16 protein-coding genes are annotated in these 18,566 nt (G+C 50.0%); 11 read left to right on the top strand and 5 right to left on the bottom strand.

Translation table 11 applies throughout. The features are described 5' to 3' along the window. Nucleotides 1–6: 6 nt before the first annotated feature. From ACR6HW_RS12030 to ACR6HW_RS12055, 6 genes are all read left to right on the top strand, one after another. Nucleotides 7–1,056, top strand: a complete 1,050-nt coding sequence (locus ACR6HW_RS12030; protein ID WP_455727970.1) for a SufB/SufD family protein — start codon at nucleotides 7–9, stop codon at nucleotides 1,054–1,056. After that, the gene (locus ACR6HW_RS12035) at nucleotides 1,056–2,261 is read left to right on the top strand and encodes a SufS family cysteine desulfurase (protein ID WP_455727971.1); all 1,206 of its coding nucleotides are present in this window, start codon (nucleotides 1,056–1,058) and stop codon (nucleotides 2,259–2,261) included. The genes ACR6HW_RS12030 and ACR6HW_RS12035 overlap by 1 nt, the downstream gene beginning before the upstream one ends. Continuing rightward, a complete protein-coding gene (sufU, locus tag ACR6HW_RS12040; RefSeq protein ID WP_455727972.1) occupies nucleotides 2,251–2,694 on the top strand; it encodes a Fe-S cluster assembly sulfur transfer protein SufU in 444 nt (147 codons plus the stop codon). Before ACR6HW_RS12035 ends, sufU begins: the two co-directional genes overlap by 11 nt. 104 nt (nucleotides 2,695–2,798) lie before the next feature. Then, nucleotides 2,799–3,263 (top strand): hypothetical protein, encoded by a 465-nt coding sequence (locus ACR6HW_RS12045; protein WP_455727973.1) that lies wholly within the window; start codon nucleotides 2,799–2,801, stop codon nucleotides 3,261–3,263. Nucleotides 3,264–3,510: 247 nt separating this feature from the next. Continuing rightward, on the top strand, nucleotides 3,511–5,046 hold the full coding sequence (locus ACR6HW_RS12050) for an ATP-binding cassette domain-containing protein (protein WP_455727974.1): 1,536 nt from the start codon (nucleotides 3,511–3,513) through the stop codon (nucleotides 5,044–5,046). Between the two features lie 187 nt (nucleotides 5,047–5,233). Next, entirely contained in the window at nucleotides 5,234–5,911 is a 678-nt protein-coding gene (locus tag ACR6HW_RS12055; protein WP_455727975.1) for an ABC transporter ATP-binding protein, read from the top strand. A 64-nt stretch (nucleotides 5,912–5,975) separates the two neighbouring features. Here the strand turns inward: ACR6HW_RS12055 and ACR6HW_RS12060 are convergent, their stop codons facing one another. Next, entirely contained in the window at nucleotides 5,976–7,949 is a 1,974-nt protein-coding gene (locus ACR6HW_RS12060) for a stalk domain-containing protein (protein WP_455727976.1), read from the bottom strand. 218 nt (nucleotides 7,950–8,167) lie between these two features. Between ACR6HW_RS12060 and ACR6HW_RS12065 the strand changes: the two genes are divergently transcribed. Beyond that, entirely contained in the window at nucleotides 8,168–8,830 is a 663-nt protein-coding gene (locus tag ACR6HW_RS12065; protein ID WP_455727977.1) for a hypothetical protein, read from the top strand. Between the two features lie 332 nt (nucleotides 8,831–9,162). Here the strand turns inward: ACR6HW_RS12065 and ACR6HW_RS12070 are convergent, their stop codons facing one another. After that, the gene (locus tag ACR6HW_RS12070; RefSeq protein WP_455727978.1) at nucleotides 9,163–10,149 is read right to left on the bottom strand and encodes a S8 family serine peptidase; all 987 of its coding nucleotides are present in this window, start codon (nucleotides 10,147–10,149) and stop codon (nucleotides 9,163–9,165) included. A 206-nt stretch (nucleotides 10,150–10,355) separates the two neighbouring features. After that, on the bottom strand, nucleotides 10,356–11,441 hold the full coding sequence (gene hydE / locus ACR6HW_RS12075; protein WP_455727979.1) for a [FeFe] hydrogenase H-cluster radical SAM maturase HydE: 1,086 nt from the start codon (nucleotides 11,439–11,441) through the stop codon (nucleotides 10,356–10,358). Nucleotides 11,442–11,802: 361 nt separating this feature from the next. On the opposite strand from hydE, the gene ACR6HW_RS12080 reads away from it, so the two are divergent. Genes ACR6HW_RS12080 through ACR6HW_RS12095 form a run of 4 tightly spaced genes read left to right on the top strand, consistent with a single transcriptional unit; the run spans nucleotide 11,803 to nucleotide 17,621 of the window. Continuing rightward, nucleotides 11,803–13,725: an amylo-alpha-1,6-glucosidase gene (locus tag ACR6HW_RS12080; protein ID WP_455727980.1), complete on the top strand. Its 1,923-nt coding sequence runs from the start codon at nucleotides 11,803–11,805 to the stop codon at nucleotides 13,723–13,725. A 52-nt stretch (nucleotides 13,726–13,777) separates the two neighbouring features. Then, complete coding sequence (malQ, locus tag ACR6HW_RS12085; protein ID WP_455727981.1) at nucleotides 13,778–15,259, top strand: 4-alpha-glucanotransferase; 1,482 nt, start codon at nucleotides 13,778–13,780, stop codon at nucleotides 15,257–15,259. Continuing rightward, nucleotides 15,259–17,028: a glycoside hydrolase family 13 protein gene (locus ACR6HW_RS12090; protein ID WP_455727982.1), complete on the top strand. Its 1,770-nt coding sequence runs from the start codon at nucleotides 15,259–15,261 to the stop codon at nucleotides 17,026–17,028. Before malQ ends, ACR6HW_RS12090 begins: the two co-directional genes overlap by 1 nt. A gap of 11 nt (nucleotides 17,029–17,039) precedes the next feature. After that, entirely contained in the window at nucleotides 17,040–17,621 is a 582-nt protein-coding gene (locus ACR6HW_RS12095) for an SOS response-associated peptidase (RefSeq protein ID WP_455727983.1), read from the top strand. Between the two features lie 4 nt (nucleotides 17,622–17,625). Here ACR6HW_RS12095 and ACR6HW_RS12100 read toward each other — a convergent pair whose 3' ends face one another. Next, on the bottom strand, nucleotides 17,626–17,790 hold the full coding sequence (locus ACR6HW_RS12100) for a hypothetical protein (RefSeq protein WP_455727984.1): 165 nt from the start codon (nucleotides 17,788–17,790) through the stop codon (nucleotides 17,626–17,628). A gap of 78 nt (nucleotides 17,791–17,868) precedes the next feature. Next, a complete protein-coding gene (locus ACR6HW_RS12105; protein WP_455727985.1) occupies nucleotides 17,869–18,438 on the bottom strand; it encodes a DUF6709 family protein in 570 nt (189 codons plus the stop codon). Between the last annotated feature and the right edge of the window lie 128 nt (nucleotides 18,439–18,566).

Genomic DNA, 18,566 nt, shown 5'->3' on the forward strand with positions numbered 1-18,566 from the left:
GGCATTATGTACCAAACGCCAAAATGGCAGCGCGTTAAACTGGAAGAGGGGCTGTTTGAGGGTTTAAAAGACCATCAAGATGCCCGCTGTAACGTGTCTCAGCCGGAACATCACATCAGCGCCGTGCCCGTCGAGTCACTGGGCATCGCACCGGCGCTCTATATAGAAGACGCTATGACCAAACACTTAGGGGAATCGTTTCTCGCCTACACCAACGAGCAGGCCAAAAACGGTTACTTCTTTACCGCAAAGGGGCGCAGTGAGACCCCGGTAAAAGTACAAACCGCCGTAGGGCGTCTCAATATTGAAAACCACTGGATTATAGCTGAAGAGGGCGCTCACGCGACGTTTATTTTCGACTACAGCGCCACAGACGAAGCCCCTTCCAAACACTTCGGCATCACCCGCGTCATTGCAAAGCCAGGCGCGGACATTACGCTGATTAAAGTCCAGCGCCTCGGTGAATCGGACAGCTTCTTTGACCAGTGTTTCTCCAGTGTCGCCGAAGGGGCGCGTCTCCGCATGGTGGACATTCAAATGGGGGCGAAGACCAAAGTCGTCACTTACGAATCACATCTCGAAGGCCGTCACAGCGCTGCAGAGCTCAAGTCGCTCTATTATGGCGCCGGCGGCGAACAGCTGGATCTGTCGTTTACCATGCGACACAAGGGCAGTAAATCCGAGTCGGACATCTTGTCCAAGGGCGTCTTAGACGGCGACAGCAAAAAGATTTTCAGAGGGAATCTCCTCTTTGACACGGGATCGCCGCAATCGGTGGGGAGAGAGCGGGAATACGTGACGCTCCTCTCTGAAAAAGTCCAATCGGATTCCATACCGGCACTGCTCTGTTCTGAAGACGACGTCATCGGGGAACACGCTGCCAGTGTCGGACAGGTGGATGAAATGAAACTCTTTTACCTGATGAGCCGCGGCATTTCTGAAAGAGAAGCCAAGCGTCTCGTCATTAAAGCCGCCTTTGAAGAAGTGCTCGGCACTGTGGCGGACGAGCAGGTGCGCAACGACGTGACAGAAGCACTCGACAGGAGGCTCGACTGATGATGAACAGCGGGTATAAACAGGACTTTGACCTCTTTAATCAAAAACCCGACTACGCTTACCTCGATCACGCGGCGACGGCACTCAAACCGGAAGTCGTCATAGACGCCATCGCCGATTTTTACAGAGGGTGTAGTGGCAGTCCGCACAGAGGCGCCCATGTGCTCAGTGTGGAGGCAACGGCACTTTACGATAAAGGGCGGGCGCGTATCAAATCTTTTATCGACGCGGGCGACGCCTACGACGTCGTCTTTACTAAGAACGCCTCTGAAGCGCTCAACTTCGTGTTTAAGAGCTATCTCGAAAACCGCTTAAAGACAGGAGATGAAGTCGTCCTCAGTGTCGATGCGCACCACAGCCTCATCGTGCCGGCACAAGAAGTGTGCCGGCGCAAAGGGGCGGTTTTAAAATACCTTTATGTGACGGACGACGGACAGTTACCTGCAAGTGAACTGGAAAAGCTGACACCGCGCACCGTGCTGGTGGCGGTACCTCAGCAGAACAACGCCTTGGGCAATGCTCACGACATCGCCGCAGTGGTGGAACGCGCACATGCCGTGGGCGCTGTGGTGCTCGTAGACGGCGCGCAGGCCATCGGTCACCAAAAGACATCACTTGACGCACTGGATTTCGATTTTTACGCTTTCTCAGGCCATAAACTGTACGGACCGCAGGGCATCGGTGCGCTCGTGGCGAAAACGGCACTCTTAGAAACCTGTGTGCCGTTCCTAACCGGCGGCGACACCATCGACTACGTCACAGAGCAGGAGACGACGTTTGCACCGGTTCCCGAACGGTTTGAGGCCGGTACGCAAAACGTCGCCGGCGTCGTCGGACTGACGGCGGCCATCGACTACGTCTCAGGCATTGGGCTCGACGCCGTGGCGGCACACGAACACGCAGTGGCGTCGGCGGCGCGCCTTGCACTGGCGGCACTGCCCTATGTCACTGTCATCGGACGCGGCGAGGGGCCGATAGTGGCCTTTACTGTAGACGGGGTACATCCCCACGACGTCGCGTCGATATTAGACGCCGAAGGTGTCGCCATCAGAGCGGGGCACCATTGTGCGCAACCGCTGATGCATCATCTCGGGCTGCCTTCAACATGCCGCGCGAGCTTTTCACTCTATTCGGATACACAAGATGTCGAGGCGTTGGTTAAAGCGCTTGAAAAAGTGAAGGAGGTGTTTGCACTTGAGTATTGACCACATGTACACAGAACTGATTATGATGCACAACAAAAGTGGGCACAACAAAGGGCATCTCGAAGCGCCTTCCGCCGTAGAACGTGGACATAACCCCAACTGTGGCGACGACTTGACTTTAGAAGTGTCGGTGACAGATGGCGTTATCGTAGACGCTGCCTTTGTGGGGACGGGGTGTGCCATCAGCCAAGCGTCTATGTCAATTATGATCGACCTCGTCAAAGGGCAGACGCTTGAAGAAGCCGGGGCGTTGGCGACACTTTATCTCAATATGATTAAAGGTGCTGAACTCACCGATGAAGAAAAAGAGCGTTTAATGGATGCCGCTGTTTTCGAGTCTCTATCCAAGATGCCTGCACGGGTTAAGTGTGGCACCTTGGGGTGGCATTGTCTCCTCACGGCGAAAAATGCCCTTGAGAAAACCCCCGACTAAGCATATAATAGTCCAGTGAGAAATTTTGCGCGTGTTTCGGCCAAAATAGGATATAAATAAGAAAAGCGTAAAATGACAGGACAATTATAGAAGTAGAGGGTGTTATGTACGATATCAGAGATGTGCTTCGAAAGGCGATTGACATCGCCCTGAGAAAGCGCGAAATGTTTGAAAAACTCAAAGAAGATGCTGGTGATATGCGCGTCCGAATGCAGATTGGCGTTTTCATCAAAGCGATGGACGCCGATATTCATTACTATGAAAACGTGATCAAAAACATCAGCGATGCCATGGCGGAGGGCATTGACTTCGGCGTTTACGATAAAATATCGTTTCTCGTCAACCAATTTACCCGTACCATTGTACCGCCGAAAATCGGGGATCCCAAGACCATGATGAAGTATTTTATCGAACAGGAAAAGGCCGCCTACGCGTTGCTGGTCGATATTCAGGGGCGCATGGTGACAGACGAACGCATTGCGTCGTCCATTGCGTACTATGTACTGCTCGAAGCCATCGAGGACAAGTCCAAGAAAATTGCGGATCTTGAAAAGTTTATACATGAATAAAGGGCTTGCTGCCGTTTGCAGAGGAAACTGTAAGCTGTAGCGCGTAAAACCGTCTGTTGCCAGACGGTTTTTTTAATGAAACAACAGACCTTTCTCACATAGGCCGCTTGCTAGACATTTTTAAAGACGTTCCAGCTGTATGGCATCCCCGTAACCTTTTAAAAATCAACATAAAAATTATAAGAATATTGTAACTATGGCAGCGAAATGTTATAATTTCTTAAAAAAGAGTAAAGAGAGGGGTAATATGCGTAAAGAAATTTCACTTCGGTATAAGTTGGGCGCTCTGATTTTCATTTTCTTCTCGGCGATTACCAGTGCGGGGTTTGGAATTTACATTGGAAAAATTGTGGACGTTATCAGCAAAGGGGAAAGAAGCGCTTTTTTGGGAACTCTTTTGATAATTTTTATGATTATTACAGTTAATGTCGTCTCTACACTTGGCGGCAAGTGGTGTGTGTATCGAAATGCCGCTGAGAAAGCCAAGGCGTTGAAAGATGCTCTCTACAATCGGGAGATGCGCCAAACAAAATCGGTCGGCGTCGACATTGCCAATTTTTCGAGTAAAATCGATGTGATTTTCAATGACGATTATTTGAGCCGATGGTTAATTGTCGACAATGTATTGATTTTTATTTTTTCAGCGGCGGCTATTATACATATCAACTGGATTATGTTTGTCGTTGCCATCGTTGTATCGGTTATTCCGATGCTTACGCCGATGCTTTTTAAAGCGTATGTTCAAAAGGCGGCGAAAGGGTACGCGGACACGTCCAGTCTGTATTTAAAGTTTTTAAACAGCACGCTGTCGGGGCGCAAAGAGGTCATGCGGTACAGAGTACTCGAGCAATTTGAACGCCGGCACAGTGGGAACAACGAGACAACAGAAGCCAGTCGCGTCCAGAACCGTTTTGCCAACTACAGTGTACAGGTTGTCACCGAAGGCGTCGGCAACTACGCGTTTATACTGGTGTTCTTAGTCGGCGGTCTCTTGTCCTTTAACGGTTATTTGGCTATTGGCGGGGTTATCGGCGTGGTACAACTGATGAACAACATCGTACGTCCGGTAATTGAGATTGCCAGCTTAAAAAGTAAGATTGGCGCGTGTGCACCGATACTGGCCGACTTAAATGCCCCTTTTGAAGAAGCGCCTGTCTCTATTCAAATTGAGGCATCGGAGGAAGAAGCGCTCCTGAAGGCCGAAGGCCTATTCTTTGCTTACGAAGGGGGTGGCCCCTTAATCGAAGATTTTTCATACGATTACTTAAAGGGAAAGAAATATCTGATACAAGGCGAGAGCGGCTGCGGCAAATCGACATTGGCCAAGTTGCTTGTAGGGGAACTCGCGCCGCATAAAGGCGCTGTTTACTACACAGGTGAAGCCCCTTTTGAAGCGCCGGATCTCATACGGTATGTGGAACAGCAAGCGTACCTGTTCAACGGTACCATCGATGAGAACATCGCTTTTTACAGAGGGGTTGCAGAAGAGCGGTTAACAGGGCTCAAAAAGCGTTTGGGGCTCGACGGAATCGATGCATCCAAGCATTTAGACGATGCCAACGGCTTGTCCGGGGGGCAGAAGTCCAGGGTCAACTTGGCCAGAGCCACTGTTCACTTGCCCCGAGTTTTGATTGTGGACGAACCGACATCGGCTTTAGACCCTGCAAATGAGCTGAGTATTATGAAGTTCTTGGCGGAGTTGCCGATAACAGTGATTGTCGTTTCGCATGCCTGTAGTCGAGAAATCACTGAGCTGTTCGACGACATCATCACTTTGTCTTAGCGCCTAAATCATCAATTCGGTATAATGTTACAATTCCATAATGACTGTTTCGAAAACTTAATGTGCTTAAACCCCGCTTACTTCAACGGATTCAGAATTTTGAGAAAATTCACTCGAAATACCCATTGTCAACAGTGGAACCATTATGATAGCATATTTATAAACACATCAAATGAGGGGGGCATTTATGGCGGAACAGTTGATAGAGTTAAAAGGCGTTACGAAAGTTTACGGCAAAGGGGCACTGAAAGTAGAAGCTCTAAAGGGCATTGATCTCTCAATAGAGCCGGGGTATTTTTACGCGATTATCGGTAAGAGCGGTTCCGGAAAATCGACACTCTTACATATACTCGGCGCTTTGGATAAGCCGACTGACGGCGAGATGTACTTAGAAGGGCAAAATGTCTTTGACCAAAAAGAAGATTTTATCACCTTACTTAGAAGGCGTCGAATCGGCTTTGTCTTTCAGTCGTTTAACTTGTTGCCGGAACACACCGTTCTGGAAAACATTCTATTGCCGGCGCACTTAGACGGTGTGGAACCGGAGCAAAAGCATCTCGATGAAATTGTAGACACACTGGATATACGCGAAAAGCTCAACTACTATCCCGACGAACTTTCAGGCGGTCAGCGGCAGCGTGTTGCCATTGCGCGGGCGCTGGTGACGAACCCCGCGATTATCCTCGCAGACGAGCCGACGGGCAACCTCGACGAAAATACGGGCAAAGAGGTAATGGCGCTTTTAAAGGCCTCTGCCAAACGTTTCAATCAAACGCTGATTTTGGTCACTCATGACCTCGGCATCGCAAGTGAAGCCGACCGCGTTATTGAAATCTCAAATGGTCATGTAATCTCTTCAATATAAAAAATCAAACGCCAAGGCTGAGAAGTCTTGGCGTTTGATTGTATAGACGCTCTCCGGCGCCTCTTTAGTGTTTAACTTCCGGTAGGGGCTCTAACAGCAGTGCCAGTGGCAAGTTGCTACCCGATGCCGGAATAAATTGAATCTCTAAAAGTTCCTCTGTATCGCCGGTGCGGTAGAGGACGACTTTTTCATCCGGCGTGAGCAAATGGCTCACCTTTGTCGCTTGGATGATTTCGCCGTTGATGCTGAATGAACCGCTGTAGTACCCGCCGCGTGCGTTAATGCTCACGAGGGTATTTGGTGCGACGCGCTCCAGCTGTACCGTGTGTACGACGCCAAAGATGCCGTCGTTGTCCACGACTTCGCCTGTGATGCCGTCGCGGCCCTTGTAGTTGACATCGCGTGTGCCGTCGCCAAGAGAGAGGCGCATCGGCGTTTCGCCGAGGAGTCGATCGAGGCGGATAGACTTCGTCGCGTTGTTGTAAGTGCCGCGTTTATGCACACCGTCAGGCATTGTTTTCTTAAGTGTCGGCAGCGATTCGAACAAGTCTTTGCTGTCTTTTAAGATAACCATTTGAAGCTTCAACGGGTTGTCGGTAAGGATGTCGCCATGTGCCGAAATAGTGCTTAGATAAGGCACCTTAGCAGCGCTCATCGGCGTCATTACAACTTTACTTTCCCCTGGTTTTAAAGTGATGACGCGGTTGTCCGGCGTGTTGAGTGTTTCGAGGTAGCGCGCGACGCTGAGTTTACCGGTGAGGTAGATCGATTCGTGAGGGCCGCCGATACCCACATGTGGTATTGTGATTTTTATCGGCTCTGCATTGGGGTTCGTCGCCACGAGGTAGAACCGCACAGGTGCCGCTTGATGGTTTTGGTGGTGAATCATAACGCGGGTCGGACCGCTGATGATGTCTTCGTAGTAGATGCCGTCTTCCAGCGCCGATTCCGGGCTGTTGCTTCTAAAGAGGTTGTACCCCCTGTTGACGATGGTGTAAGGGACTTTCTCTATGGAAGGCACTAAGTTGCCTTGGAAGCTGTACTTTTCACCCACTGGAACGAAGAGTTGATTGTACTCGTCGCGTGTGTACATGACCTCGTCTGTAATGGTAATCGTCTTAGAGAAAGTGCCTGTAAGGCCGAAGTCGTCAGTGACTTTAATCATAATTTCTTGTTTGCCCGCTTCGAAGAAGGCGGGTTCTTTGTTGAACCAGTCGGTGGAGACAATTGCGTCTTCAGCGTCGGTGCTGTCGTCGTAGTAGTTTATAGGTTCGCCAATTTTGTAGACGTCTTTGTTGGTTCTAAACGATGCCTCTGGCGCTTGGTTTGGCGGCAGAACCGTTACAGTGACGCTGTAAGGCGGTTGCCACACGCCGTCTTCTGTGAGGACGCTGCGCGTAATGGTGTAGACGCCGGCTTCCGGGAAGACGTCGTATTTTTCAGACCAGACTTCATCCAGTATCGGTGCGCCGCCCCTGTCGCGGTAGTCGTCGATATAAGTGACTTCTGTCTGTGTGGCGTAAATTTTGGTGGGCTCGATGCTGAACTGGCCGTAGGCCACTGTCGACCAGAAGAGATCGACGGTTTTTGGCGCTTCCCCCGGCATGACGACGATGTCGAAAGGCTGTGCAAAAAGTTTCACAGGCACCATGAGGACGCCTTCGTCGATAAAGGGAACGCCGTGTTCAGAGGTAAACGCTTCGCCGTCTACGGTGTAGCGTTCGGAATCTGCCTGAAACGATAAGTGAATGCCTTTTCCGATTAATGTAACGATTTTGGTTTCGTTGTCAAAAGACAATGTGAGCGATAAGCGCTCTGCAAAGCTTCTAAGTGACGTATAGGTGACGCCGTCGACAATGGTGTTTTCCCGCTGGCTTTCAAAGCGTTCCCCGTTGTGATAGAGGCTCTTGCTGTCAATCATCAGCGTAACCGTATCGGTGTAACGGCTCTTTTCATCTGATTGCGCATAAGATGCCGACGGGATAAAAGCGGTGACAACGAGGGCTAGAGCCACAAGTGTTCTTATCCAGTTTCTCATTCTATAACCTTCCTAACTCCATAAATTTTGTTTAACTGCCGCGAGCTTTGTCACGGCATCATCTTCATGATAACAGAAATTAAAGCCTTTTGTATTACAAGCGTATTAATTTCTTATAGCATTCAGATTTCCATAAAATATAACAAAGGCTTTGCCAGCATTGCATAATAAATGCTATAATGGGTATAAGTTTGTTACATTATATTTGGAGGTTTAGAATGAGCGAAGCAAATAAAAAAATATCGCAAACATCCATCCGTTACGCGCTCAGCATTCATATGAAATACGGTGAAGTCCTTCATCTCGAAGACATTACGAAAGAGGAGAAAGACAAGTATCTCAATTTTGCAAGACAAGATCATGCAACTTTGCTAGTAGAAGACAAACGGACGCTTAGAAACTTACACAGCAACGACGTCGCTAAAATTTCTGTTGTGGTGTACGACGCAGAGCAAGATAAACTCAGCCATACGATGAAGCAGATGTTCTACACGGAGAGCACACTGGGCAGACCTTTATTTAAGGGCATCATTAAAGCCTTCATTTGGATTGCCATTCTCGGCATCATCGGTTTTTTCGGAATAGCCATGGTGGAAGGGGGCTTTCTCGACGTGTTCCTCGAAATGGACAAGTTTGTCGCGGCATTTGACAAAGGCTTTGACTTCGCGGGAACACTGTTTACTGTAACGACAGTGGTACTCGTCTTACTGGCCCTTTTAGACATGGGACTCGGCGTTAAAAGCCGTTATTTTAGAAACCAAGACGGTGAAGAACCCGCGATGACCACGCGTCTGAGCAACGCCGGTCTGGTAGTCACTTTTATCGCCGTTATCGTAGTTCTCAAAATGGTGGCCAATGGCGTTTTAGGCGCTTTAAACTAATAGTGAAAACGACGTCCCACAGGTGGGACTCAATTTATGATGACAAACGAAAAAAACACCGTTGCCCCTCTAGACGATTAGAGGCGCAACGGTGTTTTTTATGCTTTCTGTTTTAAAGTGGCACAGATGAGGACTGAGTGGGCCTCTAAAGACCCCACACAGTCCTTTTGAACATTCGGCTGTTACAGCCGTGCTCTCCATGAGAAAAACACTCTATGTGGCGATTTCCGGCGCTGACAGCCGCGGGCTTTATAGGAGGCCGATACGTCATCGATGCAGGTTAAGAGCGCTACTGGTTTTTGCGCTCAGTTCTCATCGATTGAAGACCGTTGTTACTTGATTAAAGCCTTTACAGCGGCTTCGCTGTCGACCAGTCCGTTGCCGTATTCGTAGGCTGCCGGATTCGAAATTTGATCCCAAGCGTCATTTCCTGTTGCGGCGACTACAACGCAGTTTTTATCGACAGCATAATTACAGGCGTTTTCCATAGCTTGGGATGCAGGACCACCCCCTAGAGACATGTTGATGACATCGGCCCCTTGATCGGCGGCGTAGGTGATGCCCTTTGTTACCCAGTAGCCTTCTCCATAGCCGTTATCTGCGAGAACTTTCACAGGAAAAACAGTGGCCTTTTGCATAACACCTGTGAGACTGCCACTCGCTGCAATGATTCCCGCCACGTGGGTGCCGTGCCCCAAGCGGTCCATGGTATCGGACGCGTCACCACTGGTAAAGTTTTTTCCGAGACTTGCGCCGACATTTTGTTTTAAATTCTTGTGGGTATAGTCGATGCCCGTGTCGAGCACCGCTACCTTAACGTCGGCCGAACCGGTGGTCATTTCCCACGCCTGAGGCAGTTTAATCATTTCGTAATGCCATTTTTGCTTTTCTGGTATTTGTTGTTTGGTCACTGCAGGCGTCTCAAACGCTTTCACTCGGTAATTGGGCTCAATATATTTGACCTCATACCCCATGGCCTTCAGTTCTTCTTCCAGACCAATTTTCGCGGCGTTAAAATCTTTGTAAAGTTCTTTCGAATACGTCATGAGGAAAATATCCCCCATATTCTCTTTAGCAGGGTCCGCCTGTAAGGCGCTAACATCTTCTGAAGAAATGTCGCTCCAAAAGGCGTCTTTTACCGTAAAGCCCTCAATTTTGTCCATCGTGTTCACAACTCTTTGATTAGAAAATGCCACCGAGACAATCCGTTCGTTGTCAATGGCGTCAGGAGTTTTCTCCGTCGTTTGATTAACTGCGCCAAAAGACATCGACATCGAGACCATGCACAGCACCAATCCCACTGCAAACCATTTTTTCATGACACAACCTCCTTTTTGCAACAGTAAAGTTCATGATAGAACCGTTTTACACCAAGAGCCTCTATAAAAGCCTTCACTAATGTAATGTATTTAGCGGAGCAAAAAGGGACATTTTTTTAGCATTGATTTGTTAATTTTTCACGCCGACAAAAAGGGCCGCTTTAAAACGCTTTAACGCATCTTAAAACAGCCTTGCTCATCAGTTGTTAAAATTGAATTTGAACGCCCTCCGGTTTGGAGAGATCTGCCAGAGCGATGTGATCGCCGCGGCCCATATCGACCCTGAAACCGACACTTTTAATGCGCCCTTCAATGCACTGTCTGCAGTGGGCGGCTTCATCGCCGGTACAAATTTTGTCTTTGTAGAGTTCGTATTTTTCTCTGACGTCAATAGGGGACAGGTTTGGCATAACCACATTGCCACCTGCTTTTAGCGCTTTTTCACGGCCTTTGGGGTCCAGTGTCCCCATGGCCGTCGTCGACGGCAGAAGTACCTTAGGCAGCAGGAGCCGCGTAAGTGCCAACATGAGACAGGTTTTTTCAACTGTGCCGCCGGTATTGCCCTTGAGCGGTGTTTCATCGTGCGGAATGTACGGGCCGATGCCAATCATCTCGGGTTCAAGCGTCTTCAAAAATCGCAAATCTTCTACGAGGTCGGCGTTGGTTTGTTCAGGAAGGCCCACCATAAACCCGGCACCCACTTGAAAGCCAATGGCTTTTAAATCGAGGAGGCAGCGTCTTCTGTTTTCAAAAGACATATGGGGGTGGAGCGCTTCGTAAAGGGGCTTTGAAGCGGTTTCATGTCTGAGCAAATACCGATCTGCACCGGCATCGCGCAAGCGCTTGTAGCTTTCAGTGCTTCTCTCGCCGACGGACAACGTGATGGCGCAGTCCGGATAGGTGGCTTTAATCGTGGAGACGAGATCGGCGAGGACATCGTCTGTAAAATAAGGGTCTTCGCCCCCTTGGAGGACGAAGGTGCGATAGCCGAGTCGGTGGCCTTCCGCACAGCAGTTCATAATCGCCTCTTTGCTCAGTCGATAGCGTTCGACTTTACCGTTGGCCGCTCGAATGCCGCAGTAGTTGCAATTTTGCTTGCAGTAGTTGGTGAATTCTATTAAGCCGCGCATAAACACGGTGTCTTCGTAGTATTCGGATTTACGCTGCAGTGCTTTTTCAAATAAGTACGGGGTGTCTTCTTCGGAAATGGTGTCTAGAATGTAAAGCAGCTCAGCGTCAGAGAGGTTTTCCTCTCGGTACAATTGGTCAATCAAGTCTCGTACTCGGTGCATGCATTAACCTCCAAAAAATAAAAAGCCCTCGAGAAACATCTTTCAAGAGGAGACACAAATAGACCGGGTACGCCGTCCGGTTATTTTCCTGCAAGATAAGAACACGCTTCTCTTTTAGGTGATGTGTTTTCAATCTCTTCAGACGAGGCACAGCTTATCTGAAAAGAAAAGATTGTAAAAAGATTCACAAACTTATTCTTACTTTAACGAAAAAGCGCCAAAAAGTCAAGGGGTCTTGTGATTGTCAGCGGTCTTAAATTTTGCTATAATGACTCAAGCTAAAAAAAATATAAACCCTGATTAAGTGGGTATACATGCAATAGACTACGAAGTTGGTAACGTTACCAGAAAGGAGTACGACATGGTGAAGCCAGTTGAAATAATAATGAACAGGGAGTATTTGCTGACCAATGGGCTGGGGGGGTACAGCTTTTCCTCTTTGGATGAGGTGAACTGCAGAAAGTACCACAGTTTGTATACGGTGAGTGAAAACCCGCCGATTCAAAGGATGCATCTCGTCGCCAAGATGGTGCCGACGGTGCGCATAGGCGATCGGACGGTGCGGTTTACAGATGAAAACGAAAGGGGACGTCCTGAGACCGACAGCGCTTTGACGGCGTACAGCAAAGAGGGAGTCGTTCGACAGACGTTCGTTTCAGAAGGGGTGAAACTCGTGAAAACATCCGCCTTTTTATACGGCACACACGAGTTCGCCGTCGCGTATGAAGTGTCTGTAGATGCGCCGGCTGTTCTGACACTGGAGCCGTGGTTTCACTTTAGAGACCACCACGACGTCATGCCCATCGATGTAGAGGCGTACAGCGCCGAGTGGCTTCCGAGCGAAGGGCTTTTAACCGTTTCAAACGGCGACCGAAAAGTGTATTTAAAAACCGACGGGCACTTTGAAGCCGACCGGTTGACCACACCGATTTCGTACTACCCGATAGAGACGCGCAGAGGCTACCCGGACAGCGAACAAAACGCCGTATTGGGACGTTGGACGTATCCGATTTCCAAAGGGGTGACGCAAGTGACGGTAGGCCTCAATATCGAACCGAGTTTTACTGCGCCGGACACCGTACTGGAAAGTGCCAAGGTGCGTTACAAAGCGCTGACGGAGCGCGCCGAGTTTAAGAACGGCGCCGTTAACCGCTTGGTTCAAGCAGCAGACGACTTTATCGTCTGGCGTCAAAACACGGGGAAAAAGACGATTATCGCCGGATACCCTTGGTTCACCGACTGGGGGCGCGACACCATGATAGCGCTTCCGGGGCTGACGCTTTCCACTAAGCGCTACGACGAGGGGCTGGAAATGATTGAAGGGTTTTTATCGAAGGTCTACAAAGGCATTATCCCCAACAATTTTCCGGACGAAGGGGAGGCGCCGATGTACAACACCTCTGACGGCACACTTTGGTTGTTCAACGCCGTCTACGCCTATTATGAGCGCACAGGTGACGCGGCGTCGGTAAAGCGCCTTTTGCCGGACTTGCTCGGTATCTTGTCCCATCATATGGCGGGCACCATCAACGACATCTACATGGACACAGACGGTTTGCTCAGCACGGGCAACGAGACGACGCAACTCACTTGGATGGACGTGAAGGTGGACGGCTGGGTTGTGACGCCGCGTCACGGCAAGGCGGTGGAAATCAACGCCCTGTGGTACAACGCCCTCTCTATTACGGCGCATTTGACAAAGGCGCTAGAGGTGGCAACCGACATCGATTTCGACGCACTGATACCGAAAGTGAAGCAGGCGTTTAACGAAACCTTTTGGTGTGAAGAGGCGGGGATTCTCTACGACCTCGTTATAGACGGCGTACCGCATAATATTCCGCGTCCCAATATGCTGTTTGCCGTGAGTTTGCCGTTTCCCGTCCTCGAGAAAGCGCGGTTTAAATCAGTTGTGGACTTTGTGACAGCGCACCTGAAAGTGCCGTACGGGTTGTTGACCTTGACTCCTTCCGACCCCGATTTTAAAGGGCGTTATGGCGGCGACCTGCTGTCGAGAGACGGCGCATACCACCGCGGGACGGCGTGGGCTTGGCTTCTCGGCGCCTATTTTGACGCCCATTACAAAGCCTATGGTGACAAAGAGGCGATATTAAAAGAAATTCAGCACTTCTTTAAACATTTGGAGGAAGGTGTTTTGGGCAGTGCTTCTGAAATATTTGAAGGCGATGCGCCGCACGCTCAAAGAGGGTGTCCGGCACAGGCGTGGTCTGTTGCCGAAGTGCTTCGCGTCTACGAGGCACTGGGTCTCGACGCGTTGGTGTTATAACGCTTTCGGTTAGGGTATCACAAGTGTATGAGAACATGAAAGGATGAAGCTTATGAGAGAAAGAAGCAGTGGCGTATTGCTCCATATCGCATCTTTACCGGGTGCCTACGGCATCGGCGATTTGGGCAAAGGGGCTTACGAGTTCCTAGAATTTTTAAAAGAAGCGGGACAAAAGAACTGGCAGATACTGCCCATTGGCATCACCGGCTACGGCGATTCCCCGTACCAGTCCTTTTCAGCCTTTGCCGGAAACCCTTACTTTATCGATTTAGGGGAATTAATCGACATGGGGTACCTCGATAAGAAGGCCGCTGAAAAAGCGGATCTCGGCAAAAACAAGCACCGCATCGACTACGAGAAACTCTATCGGAATAAGATGCCGCTTTTGAGAACGGCGTACGACAACGCAAAAGTCAAATTGTCTCATGAGTTGGCGCGCTTTTACGAGGCGGAAAAAGACTGGTTAGAAGATTTTGCCGTGTTTATGGCGCTAAAAGCAGCAAATGGCAACCAGTCGTGGACAGAGTGGGCGCCGGGCTACGAAAACGCCTCTACCGAAGCCGTTGAGGCTTTTAAAGCCACCCATCGAGACGACATCGATTTTTGGGTGTTTACACAGTATTTCTTTTTTAAACAGTGGTTTGCGTTGAAGGCCGTTGCCAACGACATGGGCATTAAAATTATCGGCGACATGCCGATTTACGTGGCTGAAGACAGCGCCGACGTCTGGGGCAACCCCGAGTATTTTAAACTCGATGCAACGGGGAAACCCACTTGTGTCGCCGGTTGTCCGCCGGACGCCTTTTCTGAAACCGGCCAGCTTTGGGGCAATCCGATTTACGATTGGGCCTATATGGAGAAAGACGCGTACAAGTGGTGGATTGAGCGCACGCGTTACAGTTTTAAACTCTTTGACACCGTTCGAATCGACCACTTTAGAGGCTTTGAAGCGTACTGGGAAATCCCGTACGGCGACGCCACCGCTGAAAACGGCCAATGGGTCAAGGGGCCGGACAAAGCCTTGTTTAAAGCCATCAGAGAGGCACTTGGCGACGTAGACATTATCGCAGAGGACCTCGGCTACTTAACTGAAGAAGTGGTGGCGCTCAGAGAGTACACCGAGTTCCCGGGGATGAAAATTCTCCAATTTGCCTTTGACCCTCGCGAAGAGAGCGATTACCTGCCGCACAACTACACCGCCAACACCGTGGCCTATACGGGGACGCACGACAACGAAACCGTCGTCGGCTGGTTGAACAGCGTACCGAAGGCGGACAAGGCTTTTGCCATGGACTACCTGGGCTTGAACCGCGGCGAAGGCTATCACTGGGGCTTTATCCGAGGCGTTTGGAGTTCGGTCTCCTACCTCGCAGTTGCGCAGATGCAGGATTTCTTAGGACTCGACAACAAGGCGCGTATGAACTTTCCGTCTAAACTCGGCGGCAACTGGATGTGGCGTATTCACCACAAAGACTTGTCGCGGAGCTTGGCCCAAAAAATGTACGCGCTCACCAAACTGTATGGGAGATTATAATGAACGTTTACGGCATCGTGCACGAAGCAAAGAGCAAATACGCCTATCAAGCTGAAGAAGGCGTCTTACACCTTCGCATTAAAACGGCGGTAGGCGACGTTTCCGGCGTCGACCTCGTCTGGGGCGACCCCTTTTTCTGGACGCGTCGAGAGGGATGGCAAGCGGAACCCGAATCGCCGAAAGCTATGACCTTAGAGCACAGTGACGCGTATTACGATTATTGGTTTATCGCCATTGAGCCGACTTACAGACGCGTGCGCTATGCATTTGTCCTAAAGTCGGAAGAAGGCCGGTGGGTCTTCGGTGCCAATGGCCTTACCGATACCGCTGTCCACAAAGACGCCCACCGCAACCTGCGCTACTTTTTCAACTTTCCGTACCTCAATGAAGAAGATCGGTACAAAGCACCGGCGTGGGTCAAAGACACCGTTTGGTATCAAATTTTTCCGGAGCGCTTTGCCAACGGCGATTCGACGCTGAATTTAAAGGGCACCTTACCTTGGAACAGTCAACCGGAAGTGACCAACGAGATGCGCTTTGGCGGCGACCTCGAAGGCGTGGTGGCGCATCTTGACGACATACAGGCGCTCGGCGTGACCGGCATCTACTTTACGCCGATTTTTGAAGCGCCGACAACGCACAAATACGACACCATTGACTATTTTAAAATCGACCCGGCCTTTGGCGACAACGCGACGTTTAAACGGCTGGTAGAAGAAGCTCATAAACGCGGTATACGGGTTATGCTCGACGCAGTGTTCAACCACTGCGGCTTTAAACACCCGTATTTTCAAGACGTGGTGGAAAAGGGATTCGACGCTTACTACGCTCAGTGCTTTCACCTGCTAAGGGAGCCGGTGGTCAACTTTCCACTCGATAAAGACGGGTTTCCGGATTGCAGGGCGATGGACACAAACGGCACGCTCAACTACGAGACCTTTGCCTTTACGCCGAATATGCCGAAGTGGCGAACAGATAATCCGGTGGCCGCTGAGTATCTACTGGATGTGGCGACTTACTGGATTGAGCACTACGACATCGATGGCTGGCGCCTCGACGTATCCAACGAAGTGTCTCACGCGTTTTGGAGACGCTTTAAAGAACGGGTTCAAAAAGTCAAGCCCGATGTCTTTATTATGGGAGAAAACCTCGACAACGCAGAGCCGTGGCTAAAGGGCGACCAGTTTCACTCGATTATGAACTACAGTTTTACCTATGCGGTTTGGCGTTTATTGGGGGGAGATGAGACGGCATTGGATTTTACTGTGGCCGACTACAAAGCGGCGGTGAGCGCCCTTTTGGTAGACTACCCCATACCTGTGGCGGAGAACCTGTTCACGTTCTTAGACTGTCACGATACGTCGCGGATTATGACGTTGCTCGGCAAATCTACTGAAAAAGTTGAGATTGCCTACTTGCTCCAAATGACGTTTCCAGGATGTCCTTGTATTTACTACGGCAGTGAAATCGGCTTAGAAGGCGTTCACGACGGCAACAGGGTCTGTATGCCTTGGGAACCGGAGCGACAGGCGCATCCGTTAAAAGCGCATGTACAGGAATTAATTCGGCTGCGAAAGGCACGGCCGGCTATGCGGGGCACGAGATTTGAGTGGTTGGCGACTGATGACACCGGACGCGTATTGGCTTTTGAAAAATCTGCCGAAGGCGACCGGATGGCGGTCGTTATCAACACAGGCGATTCAGAGGTGACTTACGCATATGGAAACGACGTCTACAAACTGTTGCCTTACGAATGGCGGATACTCTAAAGGAGGCGCGTATGTGCGGACAATTTTTATTGGCAGAAGACGCCGCGGCGCTGGCAGAGTTTTACGACATTGTCAACAAAATTGGGGAAAAGTCGGCACCAAAAGTGATTTATCCACAGATGGCGGCGCCGGTGATTATCGATGTCGGAACTGAAAGGCGCTTGGGGGAGATGCTTTGGGGCTTTAGCCCCGTGAAAAAAGGCCGCCCGCTGATCAACGCACGCAGTGAAACTGTTCACCTGAAGCCCACTTTTGCACCGCATCTGGTCAAGCGGCGGTGTGTCGTGCCGTTTTCGGCGTATTACGAATGGGATAAAGCCAAACAACCGCACACGTTTTACCCGGAAGTGGGGACGCATGCCGGTTTTGCCGGACTCTATAGAAAAGAGGCCGACGGCATTTGGCGATTTGTCCTGTTGACGCGAGAGAGCACAGGTGCCTGTGCCGAAGTGCACCACCGCATGCCGGTGGTTCTGAATGCCGAGGAAGTGGGGGCTTATCTCCAATCGGAGACAGCCCTGCAAGAGGTGCTGGAAGCGCCACCACACGCGCTTCGCATTGAAGCTGGAAAAGATGAAGTGGGCACCGGATAAACGTTTAGAAAAAGTTTGCCATCGTCTTCATTATTGCAACTATTTTTGTGGCGATGCCAGTGCCATCGGCCTCAAGACGGGATTTTATACTGACGCGGCGCATGGTCAACACTAGGGAAGTGGTCGACCCCAGCAGAGGGACAGCCATTACCACCACACTCGCCTTCATTCTAAACGCAGTGCTTTTCTACAGTGTCTCTTTCTAAGATAAAGCCCCTTCGGGAAAATAACCGAAGGGGCTTCATTTTTATGAATGAAAGGGGATTTCGATAAATTGGCGTATACAGTTTTCATAAGTGGCGAGGTATTTGGAAGAATAGCCGACCACCATGTGCTCAAACCGATGGGCGTATGTATGTAAGGCGTAATCCGTGGCGTTTGAGCTTCTAAGCACGAGGTGTATCGTTTTTCTTCGACGCGTTTTCAGCGTTAACGTCCTGTTGTCAGCGGGTTTTGCATCGCAGGGATTTGAGTGGCGGTAACACCAGATTAAGTCGGCATTGGCAAGCAGGTGGGCGTGGCATCCCTTTAGGTAAAATGTCCATTTATCACCGATCCAGAGGCCTTTTTCTACAGGGGTGGCAGTACTGAAATCCGCTTTCAGGTCTTGGGCGTGTACCTGGGGATGTGTGGCGAGGTACTGTCGAAGTGCTTTTAGATGATGATTTGAAAAGCCTTTGTAAAGGCAAACGAGCAATGCGGCAAAGCCTAGTGGCCGTACGTAGTGAGAAAACGGCGCGTATACAATCAAGGCGATAAGTGCCGCGCTTTGTGCAAGCGCACATAGAAGCCCTCTTCTTTTTAATGTAGCGTTCATAACCGGTCCCCCCCCTTTTTGCAGTCTATATAAATTATCGGCGAAAAAGCGGTCGATGCTAAAGTCTTTATATAAAAATAGTTATAAAGTACTAGGGCTAAAAAGGGCACTTGACTTTTCTAATCAGA

Source organism: Fusibacter sp. JL298sf-3 (assembly GCF_053842995.1).

Coding starts and splice junctions, on each gene's coding strand:
- ACR6HW_RS12030 (WP_455727970.1), top strand. CDS start 7: ATGTACCAAACGCCAAAATGGCAGCGCGTTAAACTGGAAGAGGGGCTG.
- ACR6HW_RS12060 (WP_455727976.1), bottom strand. CDS start 7,949: ATGAGAAACTGGATAAGAACACTTGTGGCTCTAGCCCTCGTTGTCACC.
- ACR6HW_RS12080 (WP_455727980.1), top strand. CDS start 11,803: ATGGTGAAGCCAGTTGAAATAATAATGAACAGGGAGTATTTGCTGACC.
- ACR6HW_RS12090 (WP_455727982.1), top strand. CDS start 15,259: ATGAACGTTTACGGCATCGTGCACGAAGCAAAGAGCAAATACGCCTAT.
- ACR6HW_RS12055 (WP_455727975.1), top strand. CDS start 5,234: ATGGCGGAACAGTTGATAGAGTTAAAAGGCGTTACGAAAGTTTACGGC.
- ACR6HW_RS12050 (WP_455727974.1), top strand. CDS start 3,511: ATGCGTAAAGAAATTTCACTTCGGTATAAGTTGGGCGCTCTGATTTTC.
- ACR6HW_RS12070 (WP_455727978.1), bottom strand. CDS start 10,149: ATGAAAAAATGGTTTGCAGTGGGATTGGTGCTGTGCATGGTCTCGATG.
- malQ (WP_455727981.1), top strand. CDS start 13,778: ATGAGAGAAAGAAGCAGTGGCGTATTGCTCCATATCGCATCTTTACCG.
- ACR6HW_RS12065 (WP_455727977.1), top strand. CDS start 8,168: ATGAGCGAAGCAAATAAAAAAATATCGCAAACATCCATCCGTTACGCG.
- ACR6HW_RS12100 (WP_455727984.1), bottom strand. CDS start 17,790: ATGAAGGCGAGTGTGGTGGTAATGGCTGTCCCTCTGCTGGGGTCGACC.
- hydE (WP_455727979.1), bottom strand. CDS start 11,441: ATGCACCGAGTACGAGACTTGATTGACCAATTGTACCGAGAGGAAAAC.
- ACR6HW_RS12095 (WP_455727983.1), top strand. CDS start 17,040: ATGTGCGGACAATTTTTATTGGCAGAAGACGCCGCGGCGCTGGCAGAG.
- ACR6HW_RS12045 (WP_455727973.1), top strand. CDS start 2,799: ATGTACGATATCAGAGATGTGCTTCGAAAGGCGATTGACATCGCCCTG.
- ACR6HW_RS12035 (WP_455727971.1), top strand. CDS start 1,056: ATGATGAACAGCGGGTATAAACAGGACTTTGACCTCTTTAATCAAAAA.
- ACR6HW_RS12105 (WP_455727985.1), bottom strand. CDS start 18,438: ATGAACGCTACATTAAAAAGAAGAGGGCTTCTATGTGCGCTTGCACAA.